This is a genomic window from Pseudomonas sp. S2_A02 (genome assembly GCF_054668495.1).
Map to the genome: position 1 here is coordinate 5,956,784 of NZ_CP162776.1, position 26,427 is coordinate 5,983,210.

Here is a 26,427-nt window from a genome sequence, read left to right on the forward strand (position 1 = left end):
ACGCCCGCGCCCTATAGGGTATGCCTGCATATCAGAGGCTTGCGGCCGTCTGTTCGGGCCACTTCCAAAACTATAAAAATAGAGGTGAGGCAGATGAAATTTTCCAGGCTGTTTATCGCCGTTGCATCGACAACGGCATTTTCCTGCATGGCGCTGGTGGGGTGTCAGACCCAGGGTTCGACACCGGCTGAGATGGTGATGCGCAACGGCTATGTCTATACCGTCGATGGCAAGAACTCGGTGCAGCAGGCGATCGCCGTCACGGGTGGGAAGATCGTTTATGTCGGCAGCGATGAAGGTGTTGCTTCGTACATCGGCACGCAGACCCAGCTGATCGATCTGGAGGGACGCATGTTGATGCCCGGCTTCGTCGATGCGCACATGCATCCGGGGGACGGTGGTCGCGCCATGACGCTGTGCGACCTGAAATACCAGACGATGACCCGCAAGGTTTTCCAGGAAACCATTCAGGCGTGTCTGGATGCCGACAAGGGCAAGGGCCCTGATGTCTGGCTTGAAGTGGGCAGCTGGGACCGCATGGGCATGACCGGGCTCGATGGCGATCCGGACAAATCGACCCTGGATGCACTCAAGACCACTCGCCCGATTCAGGTCCGTTCCACCGACTTCCATACCGTGCTGACAAACTCCCGCGGCCTGGCGATCGCGGGCATCAACAAGCACACCGCCAATCCGGGGGATGGCAAGTACGTGCGCGACAGCGCCGGCGACCCGACCGGTATTTGCGAGGACGGTGCCGCCGATGCCATGGCCGCCGTGGTGCCGCCCGCCACCGACGCAGAAAAACTCAACCAGACCCGCGCGGCGCTCGACGCCATGCGCCAGCAAGGCATCACCAGTTTCTTCGATGCCTTGTCGGGACCTGAAAATGGCAAAGCGTTTACCACCCTGCAACAGTCGGGCGAGCTGACCGCACGGGCCTTGCTGGCGATCAAACTCGACCCTGCCGCCGCCGCTGCAGACCCGGCAAAAACCATTGCCGAGGCCAAGGCATTGGCCAATACCTACGACCAGGGCGAGGCCAAAGTCGCGCCGAGTGTGAGCATGCGCCACGTCAAATTGTTCATGGACGGCATCATCAACGCTCCAGCGGATACCGGGGCAATGTTGACGCCGTACCTGCGCAATGCCGGCACGGATGCCGCGCCCAAGTGGACGCCTGGCAAGAATGCCGGTGAGCTGTATTTTCCGCCGCAAGTGCTCAATCCGCTGCTGTTGCAAGCGGTGCAGGCCGGTCTCGATCCGCATCTTCACGCCACCGGGGACCGAGCGGTGCGTGACTCGTTGAACGGTATCGAATACGTGCGGCAGCAACTGCCGGGCAACGGTTTTCGTCCGACCATTACTCACGCCGAATCGGTGGACCCCGCCGACTATGCACGCTTCAAGGCGCTCGACGTGACCGCCAACATGTCCTTCCAGTGGGCCCAGCAGGCGCCGTCCACGGTTGACGGCACCAGCGATCATCTCGGGCCTGCGCGTTTTGCCCGCATGGAACCATCGGGCAGCATCAGCCGCGCTGGCGGTCGGGTTGCTTATGGCAGCGACTGGCCTGTCGACCCGCTCGATGAGTTCCTGGCGCTGAAGATCGGGGTCACCCGTTCAGGCGATCCGCTCAACCCGCACAGCTATGGCCCCCAATACGCGGGCAAGTTGAATGCCGACCCGGCGTTGTCGCGCACTGATGTGCTGCGCACCATCACCCTGAACGCCGCCGAGCAATTGAAACTGGACGCTGTCGTCGGTTCGGTCGAGGTCGGAAAATTCGCCGACTTGATCGTGTTGGACAAGAACTTCATGCAGGTGCCAGAGGATGAGTTGGGCCGAAACGACGTGCTGCTGACGATGGTCGGCGGCAAGGTTGTGTGGGCCAAGGCGCCGTTCGTTGGGCTTGATCCGAAGGCGTTGTCACAAGCTTCCACATCCCGAACCGTCCAATAAAAACAAGAGAGTGTTCCGATGCAACGATTCATTCCCAACCTGTTGGCCGCAGCCTTGGCCCTTTCCTCGGTGCAAGCCATGGCCGCCGCTGATCTTGTGCTGTTCAACGGCAAGGTCTTTACCGCCGAACCCGGTCAAGCGCTGGTTCAGGCCGTGGCGGTGCAAGACGGCAAGATTCTTAAAGTGGGCAGCAATGCCGAGATCAACGCCCTGGCCGATGCCCAGACACAACGAATCGATCTGGCGGGCAAAGTGCTGATGCCTGGAATGATTGATACCCATAGTCACCCGGTGGTTGCGGCCTTCGACAGCCAAGGGGCCAATTTGCTGGATGAAGTAAAGCCGTTGCCGGAACTCGAGCAATGGGTGATCGAGCAGGATGAAGCGGGGCGTGCACGGGCCGGTGACGTGATCAGCATTGCCGGGGTGAGTTCGGCCTATTGGGAGAAAAGCCGCGAGCTTGGTCAGCGCTTCAATCAGGGCCGCTGGGCGGACCAACCGGTGGTCCTCAGCGGGATTGACGGGCATACCGGCTGGGCCAACAACGCGATGCTCAAGCGTCTGAAGATCGACGCGGCATTGGTAAAAGGTCTGTCGGAACAGGACCGCAGCTTCGTCGGGCATGCAGTGGACTTCACTCCCAATGGATTGTTCGCTGAGTCGCGCTGGGACAAGGTGCGCAGTCAGATCCCCGCCCCCGGCAACGAGGTCATGCTGAAGGCTGCCCGCGAGGCGGTGAAGGTTAACAATCAATATGGCGTTACCGCCTGGATGGATGCGGCAGCGAATGCCGGAAGTGGTGATTCGCTGTTCGATTTCCGGGCCACCGAGCAGAGTTACGGTGTTCTACCGCTTTACCGCGAACTGGCAGAGAAGGGCGAGCTCAATGCCCACGTCGCGGCGCTGCTGCTGACCAACTCAAAAAGTCGGCCGGCGGACCTGGAGGTGTTGGCCAAGGTAATGAAGAAATTCGAGGGCGTGCCCAACCTGAGCTTCCCTGGCATCAAAGTCTTCGCTGACGGCGTTCTGGAGTTTCCGGGGCAGACGGCAGCGGTGATTGTTCCGTTCACCAACAGTCACAAAAACGGTCAGTTGCTGATCGACCCGGCACACTTCGGCGAGTTGGTAGTCGCGGCGGAGAAGCGTGACTGGATTGTGCACACGCATGCGGTCGGCGACCGTGCCGTACGTGAGTCACTCAATGGCATTGAATACGCGCGCAAGCTCAACCCGACACCGATGGCCCACAGCATTACTCACTTGCAACTGGTCAATCCAAAGGAGTTTCCGCGCTTCAAGCAACTTGGCGTAATCGCTTCCATGCAGCTGCTGTGGGCTACCGGCGAGTCTTACACGGTGGAGTTGGTCAAGCCGTATATCAGCGCGTTCGCTTACGGTTATCAGTATCCCGCCAGATCCTTGCATAACGCCGGTGCGCTCATCGCCGGTGGCAGTGACTGGCCGGTGTCCAGCCCCAACCCGTGGAACGCCATCGCTCAGGCCAGCACTCGCAAAGGGCCGCTGGGTGTGTTGAATGCCAATGAAAGCATTGATCGCCAGACCATGTTCTACGCCTACACCCTCAATGCCGCCAAAGTCCTGCGGCTGGATCAACAGATTGGCTCGCTGGCGCCCGGCAAACAGGCCGATCTGATCATCCTCGACCGCGATGTGTTCAAGGTCAGCGACGACGAACTGTTCGACACCAAGGTCCTGAAGACTTTCTTCGCTGGCAAGCAGGTTTACGCGCCCGCGTCCTGACGACTATCCGCCGGCAGCACCGAAAAAAATGCTCCTGCTCCTCGCATGGCGAGGGGCAGGGCAACGCCATGCCCAAAATCACCCGCTGATCCATAAAAATAAGAGACTTGTATGAACGTACGCTCAGCATTGACCCTTGCCAGCCTTGTATTGGCTCCCCTGACCAGCCACGCACTGACACTTGATGACAACTTCAGCCTGGACATGACCCTGGGCGTTGTCAGCGACTACCGCACGCGTGGCATTTCGCAAACCCTGGGGGATCCGGCGGTTCAGGCCGGCGCCACGCTGGTGCACAGCAGCGGCTTGTACATTGGCGCCTGGACCTCAAATGTCGATTTCGGCGGCCCCTACAAGACCCGGCAGGAACTCGATTACTACGCGGGCTACTACTGGCAGGCGACCGAAGCAATCAGTCTCGATCTGGGGTACCTCAAGTACGACTATCCAAAGGAAGGCCAATTCAACATGAGTGAGGTCTACGCCATCCTTGACGTTTATGGGGTGAAACTCGGCGCCAATTACTCAAACGATACGCCGAACTTCTTTGGCGAGGACCAGGACACCCTCTACACCTACCTCAGCTACAAAGTCGAACTGCCAGCCGAGATCGGCCTGAACCTGCGCGTGGGTCGCAACGATGTCAAAGACCCGGCGTTCTGGTCCACCAACGGTGAAAGCCGTGATGCCTACACCGAGTGGGAAGCCAAACTGACCCGTGACTTCGTGGGCGTGACCTGGGGACTCAGCTACATCGATACCGACCTGTCGAAAAGCGAATGCGCGAGCTGGTACGGCTATGGCGATCTATGCACTGCCACCGTGGTAGCCAGTGCCAGCAAGGCCTTCTAAGGGATCAAGCCCACACGATAAAAACAACAAACTGTTCTTCACAGGAAAAACACCGTAATGACCAAGGTCAACGATAGTCAGCAGCGCAGTCCCCTGATCGAGACACGTTCGATCGATTACATTCCCGAGGCCGAGCGTCATGGCAGCCTCTACAGCCAGTTCACCCTTTGGCTCGGCGCCAACCTGCAGATCACCGCGATCGTCACCGGCGCTTTGGCCGTGGTGCTGGGTGGCGATGTGTTCTGGTCACTGATTGGTTTGCTGATCGGCCAGTTGCTCGGCGGTGCGGTGGTTGCCCTGCATGCGGCTCAAGGGCCGAAGCTCGGGTTGCCGCAGATGATCTCCAGTCGCGTGCAATTCGGCGTCTATGGGGCGGCGATCCCGATTGTGCTGGTGTGCCTGATGTACCTCGGCTTCAGCGCTACCGGCGCGGTACTGTCGGGGCAGGCCATTGCCCAGCTGATGGATGTCAGCGACAGCGTCGGCATCCTGATTTTCGCCGCCTGCATCGCGTTCCTGACTATCTTCGGTTATCGGGTGATTCACTTGGTCGGACGGGTCGCCAGCGTGTTGGGCATCGTTGCTTTCGTCTATCTGTTTACCCGGTTGATGACGCTCAACGACATCGGTCTGCTGCTGGAAAATCGCCATTTCGGCTGGAGCACTTTCCTGCTGGCGGTATCCCTTTCCGCGTCCTGGCAGATCGCGTTTGGTCCTTATGTGGCTGACTACTCACGCTACCTGCCGAGCAAGACCTCGTCCTGGAAGACGTTCACCGCTGTAGGCCTGGGAACGGTGCTGGGCGCTCAAGCGTCCATGGTGCTGGGAGTGTTCGCTGCTGCGTTGGCGGGCACGAGTTTTCGCGGGCATGAAGTTGCCACCATCGTTGGGCTGGGCAGCACCGGCGTGATCGCTTCCTTGCTGTATTTGAGCGTGGTGTTCGGCAAGGTCACGGTGTCGACCCTCAACGCCTATGGCAGTTTCATGTGCGTGGCCACCATCATCAGTGGCTTTCGTCGTGGCTTTGAGATATCCGCCGGTAAACGCATGCTGTTTGTGCTGGCGATTGTCGGCGCGTCGACCGCGCTTGCATTGCTGGGGCAGCACTCGTTTCTCACGACGTTCAAATACTTCATTCTGTTTTTGTTGACCTTCTTCACGCCGTGGAGCGCGATCAACCTGGTGGATTATTACTTCATCAACAAAGAGCGTTATGACATTCCCGCGTTGTCCGACCCGGCGGGGCGCTATGGCCGCTGGAATGTGTTGGGGATCAGCGTGTATGTCTTCGGCGTGCTGGTTCAGCTGCCTTTTGTCGACACTCACTTCTATTCCGGACCGATGGTAACGCAGCTTGGCGGTGTCGATATTTCCTGGATCGTCGGACTGGTGGTGCCGGGCATTCTCTACTACTGGGTGGCCAGGACAACCGGGCTTGCCGTGTCGGTCGAAGGCCATTCGAAGGCTTGAATGCCCCGTCGATCAAGCGCTGCAGAATGGGCGCGGCGATAACTACCTTGTGTTCAAGCGTCTCCTATACTGATCCGCGTTGACAGGTTCAACGCAGATTCTGAAGGCCGTTGGAACAGCAGCCAGCGGCTTCCCTACGACTCAACAGTAAGGAGAACGAACATGGCAATCCGTATTGGCGACGAAGCACCGGACTTCACCGTCGAAAGCACCGAAGGCCCGCTGCATTTCCACGAGTGGATCGGCGACAAGTGGGCGATTCTGTTTTCGCACCCCAAGGACTTCACCCCGGTGTGCACCACTGAGCTCGGCTACATGGCAGGGCTCAAGCCAGAGTTCGATAAACGCAACACCAAGATCGTCGGGCTCAGCGTCGACCCTGTCAGTAATCACCAGACCTGGGCCAAAGACATCGAAGAGACCCAAGGGCATGCGGTCAACTATCCGATGATCGGGGACGAGAACCTGGTGGTGGCTAAGCTCTACGACATGATTCATCCGAATGCCAGTGGCGGCGCACGGACTGCCGTGGACAACGCTACGGTGCGTTCAGTGTTCATCATCGGCCCGGACAAAAAGGTCAAGGCGATGCTGATCTACCCGATGAGCGCCGGGCGCAACTTCGATGAAGTGCTGCGACTGCTCGATTCTTTGCAATTGAACGCCAAGCACACCGTCGCTACCCCGGTGAACTGGCGTCCGGGCGAGGACGTGATCATTCCCACTTCGGTTTCCGATGAGGACGCCAGGAAGAAATATCCGGATGGCTTCAAAACGGTGAAACCTTATTTGCGCACGGTGGCGCAACCGAAGTAACCGATCTGTTGGGAGACACAATGCCAGTCAATTAAGCGAAATCCATGTGGGAGCGGGCTTGCTCGCGAAAGCGGTGTGTCAGGCGACATCAATGTTGACTATGCCGTCGCCTTCGCGAGCAAGCCCGCTCCCACAGGTGTTACTCGCCCTCGAGTGCGAGTTCGCTCGGGTCGGCCCCGCACATCTGGGCCAACACCTGAACCACCAGGGCATGATCCTCACGCTGGGGCAGCCCTGAAACGGTAACGGCGCCAATGCACCCCACGCCCTTGACCGACACCGGGAAGCTGCCGCCATGATCGGCATAATCACGCAGCGGCAACCCCATCAAACCTTCGAGTGAATCGCCCTGAAGCTTAAAGGACAGGCCTACGCGGTATGAGCTGAGTTCCATCAGTTCCACGACATTTCGCTTGCGTCGTGCCCAGTCGGTATTGCTGGCGGAGGTTCCCGGCATCGAGTAGAAAAACACGGTATCCCGCGCCAGCCTGACCTCAATCGTGGCGGACACGCCTTGCTCCTCGCAGGCGCTTTTCAAACGGGTGCCCAAGTCCCAGGCCGTCGCTTTGTCGAAGCGCTCGAACCTCAGGGTTTCTTCCTGGAGCGCGATGCGTTGCAGGTCGGTTTTGATGTCCATGATTTCTCCCTCATCCCTTTCGGGCGGTCGTACTGTTACGCACGGTTAATGTGAACGGCAGCACCACATGGCGCTCCGGGATGGGCTTTTTTTCAATGAGGGCGATCAGCATTTCAACGGCCTTTTGGCCAAAGATTTCGGCGGGTTGCGCGATGGTCGTCAACGCCGGATCACAGTAGGCCGCGAACGGAATGTCATCGAAACCGACCAACGAAATATCGTCGGGTACCCGCAAACCCTGTTGTTTGATGCGCTTCAATGCACCGATCGCCATTTCATCGTTTTCGCAAAAGAACGCGGTCGGACGGTCGGCCAAATCCAGCAACATTCCCGCGCCATCAAAACCGGCCTGCAACGTGAAGTCCCCGTGGCAGATCAATTGTGGGTCTGACTCGATACCGGCCTGGTGCAATGCATCTTGATAACCGGCCACACGGTCGCGTGTGAGTGGGCTGCTTTTCGGGCCTTTGATCAGGCCGATCCGGCGATGACCCAGATCGATCAGATGCTCCGTCATGGCCTTGGCCGCTGCCCGGTTGTCGAGGCTGATCGTCGGGTGCCGCCCGCCTTGAATCACCTCGCAGGCGTTGACCAAGGGCGGTGACTCACCATTGGGGAAGGGCGATTCAAAAGGATCGTAGGCGCGCAACTGAATCACGCCGTCGGCCTGATGGGCATACACCAGCGCGGCAAATTCCCGTTCGATTTCCTCGCGGCCCTGGGTGTCGCACAACAACAGTCGGTAACCGGCCGCCTGTGCCGCCTGTTGGGCACCGCTGATCACTCGTGCAAAAAACGTGTTGGCGATGGCCGGGACCAGAATCACCAGGTTGCCGGTTCTGCGCGAACGAAACTGCACGGCCATGAGGTTCGGCCGGTAGCCGGCCTGTTCCACGGCTGCGTTGACCTTGTCCCGGGTTTCGGGGAGTACGCGCTCGGGCGACTTCAGCGTTCTGGACACGGTGGCCACCGAGACGCCGGCCAGCCGGGCTACTTCACGGATATTGGACAAGACGACCTCGTTATCGAACCGGCAGATGTACACATGGCCGGCGAGCTTACCGCAGTCCGGCCGTGCGCTGAAATGACCTTCATTGTTAATCCCGGGTTTGACACCCGAAGTAACTGAGCTTAAATTTCCGGCAGTATGTAACCGGTTACATCATAGTCAATCCTGAGCGCTAATCCGCCCCGAACAAGAGAAAATTCGCGATGAACGTTGCAACGGCAAAAATAAGAATGGGGTTTGTCGGGGGCGGCGAGGGCGCTTTCATCGGCAAAGCCCACCGCCAGGCCGCCGGCCTCGATGGCCGTTTTGAACTGGTGTGCGGTGCATTCAGCCGAGACGCCCGCAACAATCAGGACACTGGCGCTGCGCTGGGATTGTCCGCCTCACGCTGCTACGGCGACTGGCAGCAGATGCTCGATAGCGAGCGCGCATTGCCGGCCGACCAGCGCATGGAGCTGTTGGTCATTGTCACGCCCAATCACTTGCACGCGCCGATTGCCAGCCAGGCATTGAGCGCGGGTTTTCATGTGTTCAGCGAAAAGCCCGCGGCACTCAATCTGTCCGAGCTTTTGGCGCTCAAGGCAGTGGTGAAAAGCAGCGACCGCCTCTATGGGCTGGCCCACACGTATCTGGGTTATCCAATGGTCTGGCAGGCGCGCAAGATGGTGCGTACCGGCGTGATCGGCGCTGTGCGCAAGGTCATCGTCGAGTACCCGCAGGGCTGGCTGAGTCGGGATGTGGCCGGGCAGGGCAACAAGCAGGCGAGTTGGCGCGATCAGCCCGAGCAGTCCGGGCTGGGCGGCTGCATTGGCGACATTGGCACCCATGCCTTTTCACTCGCTGAATTCGTCGTGGACCAACCCATCGAACAGGTGTGCGCAACCTTGGGTTCGCACATTGCCGGGCGGCAGCTGGACGATGACGCGGCGATGCTGTTCAAGATGGCCGCCGGGGCCAGCGGGGTGTTGATCGCCAGCCAGGTCTGCGCCGGCGAAGAGAACCCGTTGAAGATCCGCGTCTATGGCGACAAGGGCGGGTTGGAGTGGCGTCAGGAAGAGCCCGCGAGCCTGATCCATCGTTCCCTCGATCAACCGTTGAGCATCCTTCGTTCCGGTGTCGGCCAGCCTTGGTTGTGCGAGGCCGCCAGCCAGCGCATGCGTTTGCCTGCCGGGCATCCCGAAGGGTATCTCGAGGCCATGGCCAATCTCTATGGTGATTTCGCCACCGCGATCCGCAGCAACGTCGAAGGCAACGATGCCCCTGGCGTGCCGGGCATCGACGTCGGGTTGCGTGGCATGGCGTTCATCGAAGCAGTGATCGCCAATCATCGCGGCGACGCGAAGTGGACCGAACTGGTCTGCAACCCATGAATCCGGAGAACCCTCCCGTGAACCACACCTCCCCAACACCGACAGGCCTGCGCGGCCCGGGTATTTTTCTCGCGCAGTTCATGTCCGCCGAAGCGCCCTTCGACACGCTCGCCAACATTGCCCGCTGGGCCGCAGGGCAGGGTTACAAAGCCATTCAATTGCCGACCCTGGGCACGCAATACATCGACCTGGCGCGCGCCGCCGACAGTCAGGATTACTGTGATGAGTTGAAAGCCGTCTGCGCCCAGGCAGGTGTCGAAATCAGCGAGCTGTCGACGCATTTGCAGGGCCAACTGGTGGCGGTGCATCCGGCGTTCGATACGTTGTTCGATGACTTCGCCCCCGCGCATTTACGCGGCCAGCCTCAGGCGCGCACCGAGTGGGCCATCGATCAGTTGAAGCTCGCCGCGCGCGCCAGCCAACGCTTGGGGCTGAAGGCGCACGCGACGTTTTCCGGTGCGCTGCTCTGGCCCTATGTCTACCCGTGGCCGCAACGCCCGAGCGGTCTGGTCGAGCAGGGGTTTGCCGAGCTCGCCAAGCGCTGGTTGCCGATTCTCGATTGTTTCGAGCACGCCGGCGTCGACCTCTGCTACGAGATCCATCCCGGTGAAGACCTGCACGATGGCGCCTCGTTCGAGCGTTTCCTTGAGGCCGTCGATCACCATCCGCGCGCCGCGATCCTCTACGACCCGAGTCATTTGCTGCTTCAGCAAATGGACTATCTGGGTTTCATCGATCGCTATCACGAGCGTATCCGCATGTTCCACGTCAAGGACGCCGAGTTCCGGCCCGATGCTCGCTCGGGTGTCTACGGCGGTTATCAAGGTTGGGTCGATCGGCCTGGCCGCTTCCGTTCTTTGGGTGATGGGCAGATCGATTTCAAATCGATTTTCAGCAAATTGACGCAGTACGACTTTACCGGCTGGGCGGTTCTGGAATGGGAGTGTTGCCTGAAGGATTCGGAGCAGGGCGCCGCAGAAGGAGCGGCCTTTATCCGACAGCACATGATCACCAAGACTCAAAAGGCGTTCGACGATTTCGCCAGCGTGACGTCCGACGAAGGTTTCAATCGTCGATTGCTGGGTTTGCCCGACGCCTGAATACAACCTTGTTCGTTCCTCTCTCCGCAAAAAAACAATAAGACGGTGACTGATATGACCACGATGACTGCGCGATTAAGCGTAATGATGTTCCTGCAGTTCTTTATCTGGGGCGGATGGTTCGTAACCCTAGGCACCTTCCTCTCCAGTAACCTGGGGGCCAGTGGTGGGCAGATTGGAATGGCGTTCTCGACGCAGTCCTGGGGCGCGATCATCGCGCCCTTTGTGATCGGGTTGATTGCCGACCGCTACTTCAATGCCGAGCGCATTCTTGCGGTGTTGCATCTGATCGGCGCGGTGCTGCTGTTGCAACTCTATCGAACGCCTGACTTCAGCGCGTTTTACCCGTTCGTGCTGGCCTACATGATGATTTACATGCCGACGCTGGCGTTGGTGAATTCGGTGGCGTTCCGGCAGATGCGCGACCCGGCCCTGGAGTTCTCGCGGATCAGAGTGTGGGGCACTATCGGCTGGATTGTCGCGGGTGTGGTGATCAGCTTTGTGTTTGCCTGGGATTCGCAACAAGCGATCTCATCCGGTGGCTTGCGCAATACGTTTCTGATGTCGGCCATCGCCTCCCTTGTACTCGGGCTCTACAGCTTCAGCCTGCCGCGCACCGCGCCGCTCAAACCTGAGCCGGGCAGTGTCGGCTTAAAGCAAATGCTGGGGCTGGACGCCTTGGGTTTGTTGAAGGATCGCAGTTACCTGGTGTTCTTCATCGCCTCTATTTTGATCTGCATTCCGTTGGCGTTTTATTACCAGAATGCCAACCCGTTTCTGGCGGAAATCGGCGTGACCAACCCAACCGCCAAGATGGCGATCGGGCAGGTCTCGGAAGTGCTGTTCATGTTGCTCCTGCCGCTGTTCATCCAGCGTTTCGGCATCAAGATCGCGCTGCTGGTGGGGATGCTGGCGTGGGCGTTGCGCTACCTGTTGTTCGCCTACGGCAACAACGGGGACCTCGCGTTCATGTTGTTCACTGGCATCGCCTTGCATGGCATCTGCTATGACTTCTTCTTTGTTTCGGGGCAGATCTACACCGATGCCAAAGCCTCGGAGCGTTTCAGAAGCTCCGCGCAAGGGCTGATCACGCTTGCGACGTACGGCTTGGGCATGCTGATTGGCTTTTGGGTGGCCGGGGCGGTCACCGATCACTATGCGTCGGCTGACAGCCACCAATGGAAAAACATCTGGCTGTTCCCGGCAGGGTTCGCGTTGGCGATATTTTTCTGTTTTTCGCTGGCCTTCAAAGGGCGGCAAAGCGTGGCAGCGCCGTCGAGTATTTGAATCATGACCCGAGTCTGAAGAACACCGGTCAGTAAAGGTGCACAACCGTGCGAGCGGGCTTGCTCGCGAAAGCGGTGGGTCAGGCGACATCAATGTTGCTCGTGCCGCCGTCTTCGCGAGCAAGCCCGCTCCCACAGGGTTTGCGATTAATCGACTGGCATTTCAGGGGTTATGGAACGCGCTTCACTCAAGGTGCGCCAAACAGCATCGTCCAATAAACACCCTCATCACTGCGTGAATCGGCGGCATAGGCCGCGCCCACTTGGGTAAACATCGGGTTCATCAGGTTGGCGCAATGCCCGGGGCTGGCCAGCCAGCCGGCCATCGCTTTGTTCGGTGAGCTTTGCCCGGCGGCGATGTTTTCGCCAATCTGCCGGCCTCGATAGCCGGCGGCTTTGGCCCGATCCAATGGCATATCACCGTCGGGATCGCGGTGAGCAAAGTAATTGCCGTAGGCCATCGCTTTACTGTGCCCTTGCGCGGCGGCCCCCAGGGCGGCATTCCAGGTCAACGGTCGTGCGGCGGCAAAGCGTTGGCGCCCGCACAGGCGCGGCCTGGCCCGTGCCGCATTGACCTGTGCCAGCAACGCCTTGCCCGCTTCTCGCGAATCGCCAACACGTCCGTCGAGCACCGGTTGCGCCAGCACCACCTGCCATTCGCTACGGGAGCGAGTGACGCCAATATCGGCGAACTGAGTATCGAGCAACGCCCCGCAATAGTCGCTCTCAAGCATGTCAAACGCCTCATCGGCATCTTGCGCGCCGACCACGCGAATGGTGCGCACCGTCACCGCTTGATAGCCGTTGGCCTTCAAGGCACTCCGCAAACCGCCGCCATAGCCTACCGGCAACGCCAGGTTCGATTTCAGCGACAACGGCCGCAACGGCTTGACCGTACGCCCCGCACAGCGATCAGGATCGGCGCGGTAGTCGTTGATGACTTCCACCAGTTGCCGCTCCCCACTGGCATGGGCGGGGCTGGCGAGTAGCGGGAGCAAAGGCATCAGGCACAGAGAAACAAAGCGACAGCGGCGGACGGTTGGGCGCATGAACGGACAGCTCTGATGAGATGACGGCGATAGGGGGGTAGGAACGAGCAATGACCGTAGGAGCGCTTCGTTGGGTGAGCTTCTTTTACGGCACGGCTAAGACTGCGGGTCTGAAGACTGGTTCACGAGGGGAAGAGACAAATTTAGCGGCGCCGTCGTGGGGGCTGATTCAGGCATGCATTGGTCAGTCCGCCGGGGACATCAGCCGCGCTGGCTGGTACCGTACCGACATCCTTCAGAGGTACAGGGACATGACGAAAACCAGGGGTGACAAAGACTGGGTAAAGCGCTCGGCTCAGCCGTTGAAGATGGAGCGCATCGAAGCCTTTTTTGGCGGCCATGGGTTTACCCCGCATCGCCACGACACGTACGCCATCGGACGAACGCTGTCAGGTGTTCAAAGCTTCCAGTACCGCAACACCAAGCGTCACAGCCTGCCCGGGAAAACCGTCGTTTTGCATCCGGACGAATTGCATGACGGTGAAGCCGGCACCGAAGCGGGTTTTCATTATCGGATGATCTACATCGAACCCGCTTTGATTCAGCAAGTATTAGGCGGCAAACCCTTGCCCTTCATCGAGGGTGGTATATCGAGCGACCCACGGCTTTATGCCGCGACCCAGGTGCTGCTGCAAAACCTCGACGCTTGCATCGAGCCCCTGGAAGAAGACGATGCCATTTACGATCTCGCGCAGGCGCTGGATGCGAACTCGGGGCAACGCGGGCGGCGCAAGTCGTTTGATTTCGCAGCGGCCGAACGCGCGCGTGCGTTGATCCATGAGTCGCTGGATCGAGTCATTACCCTGGAGGAGTTAGCGCAGGCGAGTGGTCGAGACCGCTGGAGCCTGAGCCGTGATTTTCGTGCGCTGTACGGTACGAGCCCCTATCGTTACATGACTCAACGACGCCTCGATCTGGCAAGAGCACTGATGTTCGGGGGCCACTCGATGGCGGAGGCGGCCGTATCCGCAGGTTTTTTCGATCAAAGCCACATGACGCGTCAATTCGTCCAGACCTACGGTGTCTCACCCGGTCGATGGATGAAAAGGCTGGGCCTGGTTTAAGGGCGCTCGACTTGCACAATCATGCAATACGCAGTGCTGATCCTCTCCTAAAGTCAGACCTCGATAACTTGGCTAGTGAGGGCGACTCAAATGCATTCCCAACTTGGCGTGACTACCTGTACCGCGATTAACTTTGCTGAAAAATTTGCTTTGTTCAGCGAGCAATGGGCGCCCAAGGTCATTGCCGAAATGAACGATTACCAGTTCAAGGTAGTGAAAATCGAAGGCGACTTTGTCTGGCATTCACACGCCGACACCGATGAAACCTTCATCATCCTCGAAGGCGAGCTTCGCATTGATCTTCGAGAGGGCACCGTCGTGGTCCGGCAGGGAGAAATGTACGTTGTCCCCAAGGGCGTCGAACACAAGCCTTATGCCGAGCGAGAGGTGAAGATGTTACTGATCGAGCCGCGTGGCGTGCTGAATACCGGCGATCAGGAGGGAGAAAGAACCGCAATCAATGATGTCTGGATTTAGACGCTTCAGTATTTTCTCCATTTTTGTATGGGGGAGCAGGGCTCAGGCGCCTTAACGGCAAAATAGCTGCCGAACAGGTTGCTGTAGAAGGACGGGTGTTCGCCCATGATCTGGCCCAGCGAAGTGCATTATTGATGAGGGCTTTGAGGCTCTATCGGTACATCTGCCAGCAAGCGTTCAGGCGCGCAGTGTCATTCTCTGACTCAATGAATTTGCGGCGTTTTCGTTGAAAAGGCTCGATGACAGGTGGCGAAGTGCCTCTCGTCGGAAGACAACGCGGCTATTTCGCGCTTTTCAGCTATTCTTGCGGCATCTGGACGGTGGCCATGACGTACTGGCACACGATGCGCAAGGAAGGGAAGACAAAATGGATGATGTGCATTGCGTGCAAGTTATCGCTGTAACTGGCGGTAAAGGTGGCGTGGGCAAGACAACGGTGGCGGTCAACCTTTCGTTGGCGCTGGCCAAAATGGGGCGGCGCGTCGTATTGCTGGACGCCGATCTGGGCCTGGCGAATATCGATATTCTGTTGGGGCTGACCCCGCGCTATACACTGGCCGATGTCATTGAAGGGCGTTGCGAGCTGTCCGAGGCATTGTTGCCAGGACCCGGAGGCATTCGTGTTGCCCCGGCCTCTTCTGGCTTGCAGAGCATGATTCATCTGGAGCCTGCTCAATACCGTGCGCTGATCCAGTCCTTTAGCGATATTGGCGATAAGCTGGATGTGCTGGTGATCGATACGGCCGCCGGTATCGGTGGCTCAGTGGTCAACTTCATCCGCGCGGCGCAGGAAGTGATGGTGGTCGTGTGTGATGAACCCACCTCAATCAGCGGCGCCTACGGGCTGATCAAACTGCTCAACCTGAACTACGGTCTGCATCGTTTTCGGGTGTTGGTCAACATGACAGGAAGTCCGGCGGAAGGCCGCAATCTGTTTGCCAAGCTGGAAAAGATTACCGACATGTTCCTGGATGTCTCGTTGCAATACGTCGGCGCAATACCCAACGATGAATGTGCGCACAAAGCCGTGCAGAAGGGGCGTGCAGTGTTTGAAGCTTTCCCCCGTTCCAAATGTGCTCAAGCCTTCCAGGCCCTGGCTCACAACGTCGACACCTGGCCTTTGCCGACTCATCCGAGAGGGCATGTGGAATTCTTTGTTGAGCAACTCGTGCAGAATTCGGGCAGGTGAGCCTCAAGGCCTTGTAATGTTGTTCACTTAAGCGCTCATCAGTCATGCCTGCCTTTGTGGCGAGCTCCCTCGCCACAGGTTTCTCACTGACTCAAAACCAGACTCAAATCACAACTTGTAGCCGATCTGCCGCAACAAGTTCTTGCGCCACAGAATGTCTTCATCGCCTTCTATGTCTTTGGCACAGAAGCCATCCACCACGCCCAAAATCCCGCGCCCCTGTTCCGTCTCAGCAACAATCACCTCAGTTGGATTGGCTGTCGCACAAAAAATACGGCACACCTCTGGAACCATTTTGACGGTGTTCAACACGTTCAGTGGATAGAAACCGTCGCCCAGGAAAATGATGAAGCTATGGCCCGCGGCAATGGCTTGCGCATTTTTCTGTGCAAGTTCGATCATGGCGGTATCGGTGCCGGACCATCGCACCAGGCATTTGCCGGAGGCTTCACAAAAGGCCACGCCAAACTGAATACCTGGCACGGCGTTGACCAACGCTTCGTGGATGTCCTCGACGGACTTGATGAAGTGCGTCTGGCCCAAAATGAAGTTCGTCTCTTGCGGCTTGTCGATTTTCAACGTGATGAGTTGCATTTCAAACGCCTCCTTTCACGATGCTGCGAACCAGCGTCTGGCCTCTGATCAAGCCGGGACGGTGTCTTGCTCTGCTGGCGGTGTCTCTGGGTAGACGCGAACTTCACCCAGTTTTCTTATCGTCGACTTAGGCAAGGTCGGCGCATCAAGAAGAATCGAATCAATGCGCTTGCGGATGTCAAAAACGATTGGGCCCAGGATAGCCTCGTCCTTGCCGCTGGCGATTTCGTCCTGAATCTCACGAGATATCGCCCCGAGTTTCTCGGCGGTGTCTTTGTGCCCGGCAGCCCGGGTGTCAAAGTTCAGGAAGGTCTGAACCGAACTCAACACCAGGGTCAGGAGTGACAAGACGCCGGCTACGTATTGGAGCCATACGGGCGAGGAGTCACTGATCGAACCAAAGACGCTGGCGCTGACAATCGCCGACAGAACAACGCAGGGGATACCCAGTTTCCAGCTGAACTTCTCGAAATCCCGGGCACTGATTTCATGTTCAATCTGCAACCGAACGATCATGCGATTCCATTTGGTCAGTAGCTCGAGCCGGCTCATGGTTGCAGTCCTTGGCAGGGGGGATTCAGAGGAATATTAGCTTCTATTTGGCCGCCTGTTAGGGTTCGCAGACAGGATGAAGTTGAGGCGCCAGGCCTTCTTCCTCTCGCAGCTGGCGACTCATGTCGTCGCAGCTCTGCGACCAGGCTGTCAGCCACGGCGACATCTCGGGTGACCGTTCAGCCAATCCCAGCTCCCGGACAAACTCGGCAGGTGAGACCGTGCCTTTGGCCGCGCGGAACAGCCCCCGCATGATGACGACGCCAATCACGCGTCCTTTGCTCACGAAGCGGTGTTCCATAAAGCTCCATTTATCGTCCCAGCCGAGTATTCGGGTATGAATCTCAAACGATTCGAACAGCTTCAGCTCCCGCCGAAACTTGCCCCAGATATCCCCAACAATCGGCACAGCTCTATGGCGCAGGGCCACTCGATAGGCACCGCTGCGCAGGACGAAGTCCATGCGGCCTATGTCGGCCATCGTGAAATAACGGCCATTGGTGACGTGCCGGTTGAGGTCAAGATCGAGCGGCCAGACGCGCATGCGGATGACGGTAGTGGCCAGCCCATCAACCGGCTTGCGCCATGGGCGACGAAACAGCATCAGGAACAGTCGAAACCAGAGATTCATAAATACGCCGAGGGCTGAGTAGAGCGGTGCACTTTAGGGCGGAGAAATCGGATAAGGTAGGTGCACAAATGACTTTTTTCATGCGAAAAGCGCAATCCGGATCATTCATTCATGCACGTTACTCTGCTACTGGCTGATCAATGTTCCGCCGCCAGCGCCACCTTGGCGCTGGAGGTGCTCAGTGCCGCCAACCTGTTCTCCGACACCACCAGCGCGCCATTTGATGTGGTCGTCGCCTCATTGGATGGCGGTGATGTCGCCGCGTGGGGCGGGCAGACGCTACGCGTAGACCGATCCATCGCCGAAATCTGCCGAACCGATCTGGTGGTAATCCCGGGGTTCCTCTTCACCCTGAAGGATGCCTTGCCTGCATTTGCAGGTTATGGGCCGTGGCTGCGCCAACAGCATGCGCAAGGTGCCGTTGTGGCTTCAATGTGTACGGCGACGTTCATGCTGGCCGAGGCGAGAATGCTGGACGGTATTCGTGCCACCACGCACTGGGCCTTTGCCGATCTTTTTCGCCGTCGGTATTGCGCGGTCTGTCTGGAGGAGGCGCAGATCCTCTGCGAGGACAATCGCGTCATCACCTGCGGGGGCGCGAGTGCAGCCATGGATCTTTTGCTGCACCTCATCCGTCGGTTCGCTTCACTGGAGCTGGCGCAGAAGTGTGGCAAATACTTGCTGGTCGACAACGTGCGCAGCGAGCAATCGGTCTATGTCATGTGGTCACTGCCGAAGAACCATGGGGATGGCGATATCCTGCGCGTTCAAGATTGGTTGGAGGATAACTTCCATCAGCCACTGTTGATCAATGACGTGGCCCAGCGATTCGGGTTTGGCGTCAGGAACTTCAAAAGGCGTTTCAAGGACGCCACTGGTTACACGCCGCTGACCTACCTGCAAGCGCTACGCGTGGAGAGGGCAAAGCAGCTTCTTGAATCAACACGAATGACGCTGGACAGCATCACTTACAAAGTCGGTTACGAGGATGGCAATTCCTTTCGCAGGCTTTTTCGGCAGCGAGTGGGCCTGCTTCCAGCGGCTTACCGGAAGAAGTTTCAACCGGGTGCGAGCTGAGCTGCTGTCAATCGCAGGTATTCCGTTCAGGAATGCCCCCATAAGAATCATGCATTTTCTTTATGGCATTGGATCTCGTAGCGTGTCTGCTCACCATATGGAGATGACCGCCGTGAATGATTCCTGCCTGCGTCTGTACGTTGATGCTCAATTCACCAGCCCCTATGCCATGTCGGTTTTCGTGGCCCTTCGCGAAAAGGGCATCGAATTCGAACTGCGCCCGCTGGATCTCGACGCGCTCGAAAACCAGTCAGAAGACTATGCCAGCCTCTCACTGACCCAGCGCGTACCGACACTGGTGCATGGCGACTTTGCCTTGTCTGAATCGTCGGCGATCACTGAATACCTGGAAGACGTTTTCCCCCAGACGCCGGTCTACCCGCAAGACTTGATGCAGCGTGCGAAGGCACGACAAGTCCAGGCGTGGCTGCGCAGTGACCTGCTGCCCATTCGGCAGGAACGATCCACGCTGGTGGTTTTTTATGGCCTCAAATCAGCGCCCTTGTCGCCCGTTGCCGAGTCGGCCGCGCGCAAGCTGATAAGTGCTGCACAAGCGCTGCTGGCTGACGGCCGCGAGTACCTGTTCGGGCAATGGTCGATCGCCGATGTGGACCTGGCCTTGATGCTCAACCGGCTGATACTCAATGGCGACGCCGTGTCCCCCGTGCTGGTGGAATACGCGCAGCGTCAATGGCAGCGGCCTACGGTACAGGAGTGGGTCAAACTGCAGCGTCCTGCGCTGTAGTCGCCGTACGCATTGTTTTAGGTCGCAGGAGCAACTGGACGAACATAGTAATTGTCGAACTCGCCGCTTTCGACGAATTGGAAGCCATGACGGATGTAAAACCGATTCGAAGCGCTCTCTTTGAGAGCGCCTACCCTGATAGGGTGCGCGGCGGCGTCCGCTTCTTTGAAAATCTGCATGAGGACTGCAGAACCTATTCCTGATCCCTGAGCATTCGGTCTCACATACAAGTGGTCAAGCAGCAGTTCTTTCAGGTGATGCTTGACCACAACAAAACCGATCCGCTTACCGGCCACCTCAATGTGACGCGTGTTGCGGGGATCAAAACCGTTGAGAAAGCGCTCACGGGCACGCACCGGATCAAATCGCCCAATACGTTCCAGACTTTCGCGCATGGCCTCAATTCGAATGGCCACAAGATTGTCCAAATCGCTTTGTTGAGCCGCGACCAGGATGACTGGAGGATTTTGATCAGGTATGACGGACATCGTCTGCGCTCTAATTATAATCACGGGGAATCAGTATAGAGCGCTGGATAAGTCGCTCTTGCCGGCGCCAAATGCGAGTCACTCAATACAGTGATGTGGACTGCCGGATCACCTGGCCGCAAAATTTCGGGGACTGGCGCTCGATTAGATTAATTTCAAGGCTTCGGTGTAGCAGCCAGTCATGATGAAATAGCCGCCCGTTTTTGCTGCCAGCTACACCTGATTTGGAGCGCTACATGAGAAACGCCGCCGTACTCATTTTCGCCTTGATGCTCAATGTCGGGTTCTTCAGCATGCAAGCCGAAGCGGCGGGAGATGCTGAAGCCGGTCAGAAGCTATTTAACCGTATCTGTGGCGGTTGTCATCAAGTAGGGACTTCGGCACGGGGTTCTTTTGGGCCGCAGCTCAATGCCATCTTCGGGCGCTCTGCGGGAAGCACGACGGACTACCAGTACTCAACCGCGATGAAATCATCAGGCATCATCTGGACCCGCGAAACACTCACCGCCTATATCGAAGCGCCAAAAGAAGTAGTCCCCGGAACCCGGATGATTTTCTGGGGGCTCAGCGATCCGGAGAAGATCGAAAACCTGTTGGCCTACCTTCAGACATTTCAGCCGCAATAATCTGTGCTTATCAACCTGCTGTTGGAGTGCCGTGTGGCGAGCGAGCTTGCTCGCGCTGGGCTGCGTAGCGGCCCCAAAATCCGACCGCCATTTGCCGATTTTTGTAAGTGCTACGCACTCAAGCGGGAATAAACTCCCTCGCCACAGGTTTCTCACTCATTGATCGCACCTCACGCCCATGCTTTACCGAGCTCCTCCAGACCAGCGTCTTGCAGGTTCTGCGCACTCATGACCACACGCAGTTTGCAGTTGGCCTGAAAGTTGAGAAAGAAGGGTTCGGCATAGCCGGGAATTTCGGAAGGGTCTTCTATATCGATCAGAAAAATTCCACTTCTCATTCCATCCTGCTCAGTGAAATAAGTCGCCTCCGGCTTAATGGTTTCCAGCACGCGGTTCATGATTTCGCCGATTTTCCCGGACCTGACAAGTGCGTTGAAAGGTTCATGGGGAAACTCGACCATCAGTAGCATTTTCATTATTCGATACTCTGTTGAGGTGGCGTGCTCCTTACCCGGATCCTTACTCCTGACGATGATGCCGCAAGCCGTGCATTCAGCCGTGCCAGCGGTGGTGTGTGGTTAAGAATAGCGAAGGGTTCGAGGTTGCCGGGGCAGAGTTACGGACGGTTATTCTCCCCTGGTTCGAGTTCGCAGCTCCTCGCAATCCGTCTTGAACGCTTAGACGGAACTCCGTCTGCGGGCTGAAGAATTTTCCCCGATGCTTCTTCAGGTTTACAGGAACAGGTCGTAGGACAATTTGCTGATCAGAATCCCCAGCAACACCAGGAACAGAGCCCGGACAAAGGGCACGCCTTTATGAACCGCCAGCCAGGTGCCGGTCAGTGCACCCAGGATGTTGAATGCCGCCATGGGAATTGCGATCAGGTAGAGCACGTTACCCGTCGGAATGAAGAACATCAGCGCCGCTACGTTGGTCGCGATGTTCACTAGCTTGGCCGACGCCGAGGCATGAAGGAAGTCGAAGGCGAAGCAGCGGATAAACAGGAAGATCAGGAAGCTGCCAGTGCCGGGACCGAACAGTCCGTCGTAGAAGCCGATGGCACCGCCGATGACGATCGCCAGCAGTTTTTCCTTGGTGCCGATGCGCATGGGCTTGTGCAGGGCGCCGAAGTCCTTTTTCCAGAAGGTGTAGATCGCCATGAGCACGATCAATACCAGCACCGCCGGCCGGATCATCGACTGGGGTACGAACGACACCGTGGCCGCTCCGAAGAAGGCCATGACAAAGGCCGCGCAGGCGGCCGGGATCACCAGGCCCCAGTCGATCACCACCTTGCGTACGAAGGACCGAGCCGCAAATGCGGTGCCGCACGCTGCCGCAACCTTATTGGTACCTAACAGCGCCGCCGGTTGCGCCGTGGGCAGCACGTTAAACAGCGCGGGTATCTGGATCAGTCCGCCGCCGCCCACAGCTGCATCGATCAGGCCGGCGGCGAAGGCGAATACGCAAAGGATGACAATATCGACCATGAAATCAGGCTCTGACGATGAAGGGTGGGTGAGGGGCCAGCGGTTTCGATGTGATTCATCGCATCGGCTTGCCTGCGTCCTGGTGAGTCGAACGGGAAGGTTAACGGAAGCGCTTTTTTTGTGTTGCAATGCCACGTTGTGAAAAGTGCAATGAGGTGGTCAGTGGCATTGAATATGTTGGGAGAACTTGAAGCCTTTGCGACGGTGGCGCGCAAGCGCAGCTTCATCGCGGCGGCGCGTACTCTGGGGCGCTCCCCCAGTGCGCTGACCCGTGCCATTCAAGCCCTGGAGGAAAGTGTCGGGGTCAAGTTATTCAATCGCTCCTCCAATGTCGTGAGCTTGACCGAAGCGGGTGAGCGCTTGATGCCTCACGCTTACAAAATGCTGGATCTGCAACGTGAGGCGGATGAAGACCTGGCCGGTCTCAGCGGCCTGGCCTGCGGCTGGATCCGCTTTTCCGCCCCCGAGTTTCTCGGACACGGGGTATTGCCCCGATTGATCGCGCAGTACAGCGAGCGTTATCCAGACGTGAATGTCGATGTGATTTTCACCGATGAGACCATCGACCCGGCCAAGAGCAAGCTGGACTTCTCGATCCGCGGTGCGTTTGCGCAATCCAGTGACCTGATCGGCTATCCGCTCTGGAATTATTCACGTTACCTGTATGCCAGCCCCGGGTATCTGGAGCGGCGCGGGATCCCCGATTCCATTGAGGCGCTGGAGGCGCACTCGCTGATCCTGCATACGGCGCCGCGGATTCTCAAGGAGTGGAATTTTCGCAGTGATGAGCAGGCCATCAGCTTTCGGGTTCATCCACAGTTTCGTTTCAGCTCCGGTTTGGCGGTATTCCAAGCGGCCCTGGCGGGCGTCGGGATCGCCCGTCTGGCGGACTGGATGGCGGAGCCCGAAGTGAAAGCGGGGCGCCTGCTGCGGGTGTGTCCCGAGTACAAGCTCACCTCCAGCAGCGGCGAGAGCCCGCAGATGCACGCGGTGTACCCGGCCGGGAATCTACCGCTGCGGGTGAAGTCGTTGTTGGAAGTGATCCGTGGCTTTGGCGACAGCCTTGATCGAAAGCATGCGGTGACGTTTTAGCGCAACTACCCCCTGCAATATCTGTTCAACGGCGAACCCCGTACCATTCCTCATTACTGCTCAAGCATCAAGCTACGCCAAATGATTGTCTGCGGTTCTACAGGCGTGAGATTCGGTTGCAGCTGTTCCTTTTCATTGGGGTTTTGCGGGGCAGGCTCAATGGGTTCCGGTGACGGATTCTGATGCTTGGCAGGATGCGCTTTGTCTACTGGCATTTTATGTAAGTACTTATTTGATCTTGATGGTGACCTTGCCTTTTGATCTGCCCTGTTCGACATACCTCAAAGCATCTGCCGTTAATTCAAAGGAAAAGGATCGATCAATGACCGGTTTGATAACGCCTGCTTCGATGAGCGTGGTGATTTCTTGTAGTTGCGTGCCATTTGCGCGCATAAACAAAAATGAATAGCCGACACCCTGCTTGCGTGCCTTTCTTCGAATACCGCTGCTCAACAGGCGCATGATTTGCCTCAACCCCCAGGACAATCCCTGCTCTTGGGCGAACTGCGCCGTCGGCGGTCCCGAAATGGAAATGAGCTGGCCGCCAGGCCTCAGAACCTTGAGCGATTTCTCCAGTACATCGGCGCCCAGGCTGTTCAATACCACGTCATAATCGCGTAACTCGCTTTCGAAGTTCTGCTGTTTGTAATCGATGACCACGTCCGCCCCCAGTGCCTTCACCCACTCGACATTCGGGGTGCTCGTGGTGGTCGCAACAAAGGCTCCGAGGTGTTTGGCGAGTTGGATGGCAATGGTGCCGACACCGCCGGATCCGGCGTGAATCAATATCTTCTGGCCCTTTTTCAAGTGACCGGTTTCAACCAGCGCCTGCCAGGCCGTCAGAGCGACCAAGGGGATGGAAGCGGCTTCAGCCATGTTGATATTTGAGGGTTTCAGCGCGAGCGCGTTTTCGTTCACAGCAATCAGTTCAGCAAAAGTCCCGATCCGTTCCTCAGGCGGACGTGCATAGACTTCGTCTCCTGGTTTGAATCGCTTCACCGCCGAGCCTGTCCGAACCACGATTCCGGCCAGATCATTGCCCAGCACCAGCGGAAATGAATAGGGCAGGATCAGTTTAAATTCGCCAGTACAGATCTTCGAGTCCAACTGGTTCACGCTTGCGGCATGCACTTGAACCAGGACGTCATGGACACCTACCGAAGGGTCGGGCACTTCGCCTATATGCCCATTCTGCTTGCCGTAGCGGTCGATAAAAAATGCCTTCATGATGATGCTGCTCTCGTCAGTTCGAATGAGGGAGGGAAGGGTTCCCTGCAAAGTTGGTGCGATAAAACTCATTGCTGTCAGGCATCGAGGAACGCCAAAGCCTTTGCCACAAAATCAGCATGATGTTGGAAAATTCCACCATGCCCGGCATCTTCGTAAATGATCAATTGCGCATTGGGAATGCGGTTCGCCAGCACGATCGAGTTGACTGTGGGCACCATGATGTCTTTGTCTCCGTTGGCTATCAGTGCCGGGATTCTCAGGCGGCCGAGGTCCTGTGGCGCCTGTTTGCCCCACGCGACGATGGCTCTCAACTGCCGTAGAAAAGCGGTGGGCGTTACGCCTTTGTCTCGATCTTTCTGGCGTTCTTTCAGACGTTTCAAAAACTCCGACGCAGCTTGGCGGCCGTTGGCCGTCGAGGTAAAGAACAGGTAGAACTTGGGATCTCGCAGCGTCAGCAAGCCTTTGATCATCAATGGCCATGCCACCGAACCGACCCTGTCGATACCTGCGCCACCGGCAGGTCCGGTCCCGGCGAGAATCATTCTGCGTACAAGTCCGGGAGCCTTCAGGGCGATGTCCTGAGCGACGAATCCGCCCAGTGAAAAACCGAGCAGGTCGACCTTGTCAAAACCCAGCGCATGAATCAGCCCAATTGCATCGTTAGCCATTTCATCGACGGTCAGTGGCGCGGTTCCACCCGAGCCACCGATGCCGCGGTAGTCGGTGGTGATGACACGCCGCGTTTTTGCCAGCCCGTCGACGATCCTGGGATCAAAGTTGTCCAGCACCGCGCCCCAATGATTGAACACAACCAGCGGCACCTCAGTCTTGGGTCCCATGTCACGATAGACGAATGGAGTCCCGTCAACCGTGATCGATTGGTTCGCGGCCTTGACGAACGGCGCCTGCGATCCAAATCGTTTTTTTGTATCCATGAGGGTGATTTTCACTCCGTACAGATTGCGCGCACTCGACGCACTTGCATTCGCTCCTGCATCGAGGCGAAGCCGGCCTGCTACAAAAAGGTCACGCCTGAGCTTTGTATCGTTGCGCAACAGCGGACTGCCTTATCTGCGACAGCAGGCCCTGACGCGCTGTTTGAAGGGCATCCCAGCGCTCTCCTTCATGCAGCGGTGGAATGGTCACCGGCTCGCGACGATCGAAGCCGACCAATGCGGCATCGACCAGATCACCCACTTCCATGAGTTCGCTCAAGGTATTGATGTCGATGCCGGCGCGATCCCAGATCTCTGTGCGGGTGGCTGCAGGCAGTACGGCTTGCACGTAAACGCCTTGGGGTGAAAGTTCCAGACTCAGCCCTTGGGACAGGAACAGCACAAACGCCTTTGTTGCTCCGTACACCGACATGCCGAATTCCGGAGCCAGCCCCACCACCGAGCCGATATTGATAATCGCGCCGTCACCCGCTTTGGCCAGGCGTGGGGCGATGGCACTGGCGAGCCGCACCAGCGCCGTGGTGTTAAGGGCGACCAGGTGCGCGACACTGTCGGTGCTCTGGTCGATGAAATTGCCGGACTGCGCCGCACCGGCGTTATTGACGAGAATGCCAATACGAGCGTCATCGCGCAGGCGTGCTTCGACGGTCGTCAAGTCGCTGAGTCGGGTCAAGTCAGCCTGAAGCACATCAATGGCGACGTTGTGTTCACTGCGCAACTTCGTTGCCAGTGTTTCCAGACGTACATTGTCACGGGCGACCAGGATCAGATCGTGCCCGCGTTGGGCAAAGCGTTCGGCGTAAACCGCGCCTATTCCGGTGGAGGCGCCAGTGATGAGAACGGTAGGGCGAGTGTTCATGGGGGGTTATCTCTTTTTCAAGGACATCGATAGGGATTGATGTGC

The 26,427-nt window shown here is 57.9% G+C and carries 27 protein-coding genes; 15 read left to right on the forward strand and 12 right to left on the reverse strand.

The window, feature by feature from the left end; translation table 11 throughout:
* Positions 1-93 precede the first annotated feature (93 nt).
* The 5 genes from AB4O41_RS27135 to AB4O41_RS27155 all read left to right on the forward strand — a co-directional run bounded on the left by AB4O41_RS27135 (position 94) and on the right by AB4O41_RS27155 (position 6,861).
* On the forward strand, positions 94-1,962 hold the full coding sequence (locus AB4O41_RS27135; protein WP_460145385.1) for an amidohydrolase: 1,869 nt from the start codon (positions 94-96) through the stop codon (positions 1,960-1,962).
* 18 nt (positions 1,963-1,980) lie between these two features.
* Entirely contained in the window at positions 1,981-3,723 is a 1,743-nt protein-coding gene (locus AB4O41_RS27140; RefSeq protein ID WP_460145386.1) for an amidohydrolase, read from the forward strand.
* A gap of 111 nt (positions 3,724-3,834) precedes the next feature.
* Positions 3,835-4,575, forward strand: a complete 741-nt coding sequence (locus AB4O41_RS27145; RefSeq protein ID WP_460145387.1) for a TorF family putative porin — start codon at positions 3,835-3,837, stop codon at positions 4,573-4,575.
* Between the two features lie 57 nt (positions 4,576-4,632).
* The gene (locus AB4O41_RS27150) at positions 4,633-6,045 is read left to right on the forward strand and encodes a purine-cytosine permease family protein (protein WP_460145388.1); all 1,413 of its coding nucleotides are present in this window, start codon (positions 4,633-4,635) and stop codon (positions 6,043-6,045) included.
* Positions 6,046-6,207: 162 nt separating this feature from the next.
* Positions 6,208-6,861 carry a peroxiredoxin gene (locus AB4O41_RS27155; protein ID WP_038982589.1) on the forward strand — a complete coding sequence of 218 codons (654 nt, stop codon included), beginning with the start codon at positions 6,208-6,210 and terminating at the stop codon, positions 6,859-6,861.
* A 139-nt stretch (positions 6,862-7,000) separates the two neighbouring features.
* On the opposite strand, the gene AB4O41_RS27160 is transcribed toward AB4O41_RS27155, so the two are convergent.
* Together AB4O41_RS27160 and AB4O41_RS27165 are read right to left on the reverse strand one after the other, a co-directional pair.
* The gene (locus AB4O41_RS27160; protein ID WP_460145389.1) at positions 7,001-7,498 is read right to left on the reverse strand and encodes a heme-degrading domain-containing protein; all 498 of its coding nucleotides are present in this window, start codon (positions 7,496-7,498) and stop codon (positions 7,001-7,003) included.
* 10 nt (positions 7,499-7,508) lie between these two features.
* Positions 7,509-8,510, reverse strand: coding sequence for a LacI family DNA-binding transcriptional regulator (locus AB4O41_RS27165; RefSeq protein ID WP_460145390.1), 1,002 nt, complete (start codon positions 8,508-8,510; stop codon positions 7,509-7,511).
* 200 nt (positions 8,511-8,710) lie between these two features.
* On the opposite strand from AB4O41_RS27165, the gene AB4O41_RS27170 reads away from it, so the two are divergent.
* Genes AB4O41_RS27170 through AB4O41_RS27180 form a run of 3 tightly spaced genes read left to right on the forward strand, consistent with a single transcriptional unit; the run spans position 8,711 to position 12,264 of the window.
* Complete coding sequence (locus tag AB4O41_RS27170) at positions 8,711-9,877, forward strand: Gfo/Idh/MocA family protein (RefSeq protein ID WP_460145391.1); 1,167 nt, start codon at positions 8,711-8,713, stop codon at positions 9,875-9,877.
* Entirely contained in the window at positions 9,874-10,977 is a 1,104-nt protein-coding gene (locus tag AB4O41_RS27175; RefSeq protein ID WP_460145392.1) for a sugar phosphate isomerase/epimerase family protein, read from the forward strand. The genes AB4O41_RS27170 and AB4O41_RS27175 overlap by 4 nt, the downstream gene beginning before the upstream one ends.
* A gap of 54 nt (positions 10,978-11,031) precedes the next feature.
* Positions 11,032-12,264, forward strand: coding sequence for a nucleoside permease (locus AB4O41_RS27180; RefSeq protein ID WP_460145393.1), 1,233 nt, complete (start codon positions 11,032-11,034; stop codon positions 12,262-12,264).
* A gap of 187 nt (positions 12,265-12,451) precedes the next feature.
* Here the strand turns inward: AB4O41_RS27180 and AB4O41_RS27185 are convergent, their stop codons facing one another.
* Complete coding sequence (locus AB4O41_RS27185; protein ID WP_460145394.1) at positions 12,452-13,312, reverse strand: CAP domain-containing protein; 861 nt, start codon at positions 13,310-13,312, stop codon at positions 12,452-12,454.
* A gap of 251 nt (positions 13,313-13,563) precedes the next feature.
* Here AB4O41_RS27185 and AB4O41_RS27190 point away from each other — a divergent pair, with 251 nt between their 5' ends.
* From AB4O41_RS27190 to AB4O41_RS27200, 3 genes are all read left to right on the forward strand, one after another.
* The gene (locus AB4O41_RS27190; protein WP_460145395.1) at positions 13,564-14,376 is read left to right on the forward strand and encodes an AraC family transcriptional regulator; all 813 of its coding nucleotides are present in this window, start codon (positions 13,564-13,566) and stop codon (positions 14,374-14,376) included.
* 90 nt (positions 14,377-14,466) lie between these two features.
* Complete coding sequence (locus tag AB4O41_RS27195) at positions 14,467-14,853, forward strand: cupin domain-containing protein (protein WP_460145396.1); 387 nt, start codon at positions 14,467-14,469, stop codon at positions 14,851-14,853.
* Between the two features lie 367 nt (positions 14,854-15,220).
* Positions 15,221-16,042, forward strand: coding sequence for a MinD/ParA family protein (locus AB4O41_RS27200; RefSeq protein ID WP_460145397.1), 822 nt, complete (start codon positions 15,221-15,223; stop codon positions 16,040-16,042).
* 108 nt (positions 16,043-16,150) lie between these two features.
* Here the strand turns inward: AB4O41_RS27200 and AB4O41_RS27205 are convergent, their stop codons facing one another.
* The 3 genes from AB4O41_RS27205 to AB4O41_RS27215 are packed head-to-tail and all read right to left on the reverse strand — an operon-like array spanning position 16,151 to position 17,819.
* Entirely contained in the window at positions 16,151-16,636 is a 486-nt protein-coding gene (locus AB4O41_RS27205) for an adenosine-specific kinase (RefSeq protein WP_253549600.1), read from the reverse strand.
* 48 nt (positions 16,637-16,684) lie between these two features.
* Complete coding sequence (locus AB4O41_RS27210; RefSeq protein WP_454868674.1) at positions 16,685-17,188, reverse strand: SLATT domain-containing protein; 504 nt, start codon at positions 17,186-17,188, stop codon at positions 16,685-16,687.
* Between the two features lie 58 nt (positions 17,189-17,246).
* Entirely contained in the window at positions 17,247-17,819 is a 573-nt protein-coding gene (locus AB4O41_RS27215; RefSeq protein ID WP_460145398.1) for a thioesterase family protein, read from the reverse strand.
* A 111-nt stretch (positions 17,820-17,930) separates the two neighbouring features.
* On the opposite strand from AB4O41_RS27215, the gene AB4O41_RS27220 reads away from it, so the two are divergent.
* Both AB4O41_RS27220 and yfcF read left to right on the forward strand, forming a co-directional pair.
* Positions 17,931-18,896, forward strand: coding sequence for a GlxA family transcriptional regulator (locus AB4O41_RS27220; RefSeq protein ID WP_460145399.1), 966 nt, complete (start codon positions 17,931-17,933; stop codon positions 18,894-18,896).
* Between the two features lie 103 nt (positions 18,897-18,999).
* Positions 19,000-19,641: a glutathione transferase gene (gene yfcF / locus AB4O41_RS27225; RefSeq protein ID WP_460148432.1), complete on the forward strand. Its 642-nt coding sequence runs from the start codon at positions 19,000-19,002 to the stop codon at positions 19,639-19,641.
* A gap of 17 nt (positions 19,642-19,658) precedes the next feature.
* On the opposite strand, the gene AB4O41_RS27230 is transcribed toward yfcF, so the two are convergent.
* Complete coding sequence (locus tag AB4O41_RS27230) at positions 19,659-20,129, reverse strand: GNAT family N-acetyltransferase (RefSeq protein ID WP_460145400.1); 471 nt, start codon at positions 20,127-20,129, stop codon at positions 19,659-19,661.
* 236 nt (positions 20,130-20,365) lie between these two features.
* On the opposite strand from AB4O41_RS27230, the gene AB4O41_RS27235 reads away from it, so the two are divergent.
* Positions 20,366-20,755: a c-type cytochrome gene (locus AB4O41_RS27235; protein ID WP_460145401.1), complete on the forward strand. Its 390-nt coding sequence runs from the start codon at positions 20,366-20,368 to the stop codon at positions 20,753-20,755.
* Between the two features lie 170 nt (positions 20,756-20,925).
* Here AB4O41_RS27235 and AB4O41_RS27240 read toward each other — a convergent pair whose 3' ends face one another.
* Together AB4O41_RS27240 and AB4O41_RS27245 are read right to left on the reverse strand one after the other, a co-directional pair.
* A complete protein-coding gene (locus AB4O41_RS27240; protein WP_460145402.1) occupies positions 20,926-21,231 on the reverse strand; it encodes a panthothenate synthetase in 306 nt (101 codons plus the stop codon).
* A 255-nt stretch (positions 21,232-21,486) separates the two neighbouring features.
* Complete coding sequence (locus AB4O41_RS27245; RefSeq protein WP_460145403.1) at positions 21,487-22,245, reverse strand: sulfite exporter TauE/SafE family protein; 759 nt, start codon at positions 22,243-22,245, stop codon at positions 21,487-21,489.
* Positions 22,246-22,407: 162 nt separating this feature from the next.
* Here AB4O41_RS27245 and AB4O41_RS27250 point away from each other — a divergent pair, with 162 nt between their 5' ends.
* Positions 22,408-23,337: a LysR family transcriptional regulator gene (locus AB4O41_RS27250; RefSeq protein WP_460145404.1), complete on the forward strand. Its 930-nt coding sequence runs from the start codon at positions 22,408-22,410 to the stop codon at positions 23,335-23,337.
* A gap of 228 nt (positions 23,338-23,565) precedes the next feature.
* Here the strand turns inward: AB4O41_RS27250 and AB4O41_RS27255 are convergent, their stop codons facing one another.
* The 3 genes from AB4O41_RS27255 to AB4O41_RS27265 all read right to left on the reverse strand — a co-directional run bounded on the left by AB4O41_RS27255 (position 23,566) and on the right by AB4O41_RS27265 (position 26,382).
* Entirely contained in the window at positions 23,566-24,564 is a 999-nt protein-coding gene (locus AB4O41_RS27255; RefSeq protein ID WP_460148433.1) for an NADP-dependent oxidoreductase, read from the reverse strand.
* A gap of 77 nt (positions 24,565-24,641) precedes the next feature.
* The gene (locus tag AB4O41_RS27260) at positions 24,642-25,502 is read right to left on the reverse strand and encodes an alpha/beta fold hydrolase (protein ID WP_460148434.1); all 861 of its coding nucleotides are present in this window, start codon (positions 25,500-25,502) and stop codon (positions 24,642-24,644) included.
* 91 nt (positions 25,503-25,593) lie between these two features.
* Complete coding sequence (locus tag AB4O41_RS27265) at positions 25,594-26,382, reverse strand: SDR family NAD(P)-dependent oxidoreductase (RefSeq protein WP_460145405.1); 789 nt, start codon at positions 26,380-26,382, stop codon at positions 25,594-25,596.
* Between the last annotated feature and the right edge of the window lie 45 nt (positions 26,383-26,427).

Excerpts from the sequence above, each read along its gene's own strand:
- AB4O41_RS27135 (WP_460145385.1), top strand. The coding sequence starts at position 94 with ATGAAATTTTCCAGGCTGTTTATCGCCGTTGCATCGACAACGGCATTT.
- AB4O41_RS27140 (WP_460145386.1), top strand. The coding sequence starts at position 1,981 with ATGCAACGATTCATTCCCAACCTGTTGGCCGCAGCCTTGGCCCTTTCC.
- AB4O41_RS27145 (WP_460145387.1), top strand. The coding sequence starts at position 3,835 with ATGAACGTACGCTCAGCATTGACCCTTGCCAGCCTTGTATTGGCTCCC.
- AB4O41_RS27150 (WP_460145388.1), top strand. The coding sequence starts at position 4,633 with ATGACCAAGGTCAACGATAGTCAGCAGCGCAGTCCCCTGATCGAGACA.
- AB4O41_RS27155 (WP_038982589.1), top strand. The coding sequence starts at position 6,208 with ATGGCAATCCGTATTGGCGACGAAGCACCGGACTTCACCGTCGAAAGC.
- AB4O41_RS27160 (WP_460145389.1), bottom strand. The coding sequence starts at position 7,498 with ATGGACATCAAAACCGACCTGCAACGCATCGCGCTCCAGGAAGAAACC.
- AB4O41_RS27170 (WP_460145391.1), top strand. The coding sequence starts at position 8,711 with ATGAACGTTGCAACGGCAAAAATAAGAATGGGGTTTGTCGGGGGCGGC.
- AB4O41_RS27175 (WP_460145392.1), top strand. The coding sequence starts at position 9,874 with ATGAATCCGGAGAACCCTCCCGTGAACCACACCTCCCCAACACCGACA.
- AB4O41_RS27180 (WP_460145393.1), top strand. The coding sequence starts at position 11,032 with ATGACCACGATGACTGCGCGATTAAGCGTAATGATGTTCCTGCAGTTC.
- AB4O41_RS27185 (WP_460145394.1), bottom strand. The coding sequence starts at position 13,312 with ATGCGCCCAACCGTCCGCCGCTGTCGCTTTGTTTCTCTGTGCCTGATG.
- AB4O41_RS27190 (WP_460145395.1), top strand. The coding sequence starts at position 13,564 with ATGACGAAAACCAGGGGTGACAAAGACTGGGTAAAGCGCTCGGCTCAG.
- AB4O41_RS27195 (WP_460145396.1), top strand. The coding sequence starts at position 14,467 with ATGCATTCCCAACTTGGCGTGACTACCTGTACCGCGATTAACTTTGCT.
- AB4O41_RS27200 (WP_460145397.1), top strand. The coding sequence starts at position 15,221 with ATGGATGATGTGCATTGCGTGCAAGTTATCGCTGTAACTGGCGGTAAA.
- AB4O41_RS27205 (WP_253549600.1), bottom strand. The coding sequence starts at position 16,636 with ATGCAACTCATCACGTTGAAAATCGACAAGCCGCAAGAGACGAACTTC.
- AB4O41_RS27210 (WP_454868674.1), bottom strand. The coding sequence starts at position 17,188 with ATGAGCCGGCTCGAGCTACTGACCAAATGGAATCGCATGATCGTTCGG.
- AB4O41_RS27215 (WP_460145398.1), bottom strand. The coding sequence starts at position 17,819 with ATGAATCTCTGGTTTCGACTGTTCCTGATGCTGTTTCGTCGCCCATGG.
- AB4O41_RS27220 (WP_460145399.1), top strand. The coding sequence starts at position 17,931 with ATGCACGTTACTCTGCTACTGGCTGATCAATGTTCCGCCGCCAGCGCC.
- yfcF (WP_460148432.1), top strand. The coding sequence starts at position 19,000 with ATGACCGCCGTGAATGATTCCTGCCTGCGTCTGTACGTTGATGCTCAA.
- AB4O41_RS27230 (WP_460145400.1), bottom strand. The coding sequence starts at position 20,129 with ATGTCCGTCATACCTGATCAAAATCCTCCAGTCATCCTGGTCGCGGCT.
- AB4O41_RS27235 (WP_460145401.1), top strand. The coding sequence starts at position 20,366 with ATGAGAAACGCCGCCGTACTCATTTTCGCCTTGATGCTCAATGTCGGG.
- AB4O41_RS27240 (WP_460145402.1), bottom strand. The coding sequence starts at position 21,231 with ATGAAAATGCTACTGATGGTCGAGTTTCCCCATGAACCTTTCAACGCA.
- AB4O41_RS27245 (WP_460145403.1), bottom strand. The coding sequence starts at position 22,245 with ATGGTCGATATTGTCATCCTTTGCGTATTCGCCTTCGCCGCCGGCCTG.
- AB4O41_RS27255 (WP_460148433.1), bottom strand. The coding sequence starts at position 24,564 with ATGAAGGCATTTTTTATCGACCGCTACGGCAAGCAGAATGGGCATATA.
- AB4O41_RS27260 (WP_460148434.1), bottom strand. The coding sequence starts at position 25,502 with ATGGATACAAAAAAACGATTTGGATCGCAGGCGCCGTTCGTCAAGGCC.
- AB4O41_RS27265 (WP_460145405.1), bottom strand. The coding sequence starts at position 26,382 with ATGAACACTCGCCCTACCGTTCTCATCACTGGCGCCTCCACCGGAATA.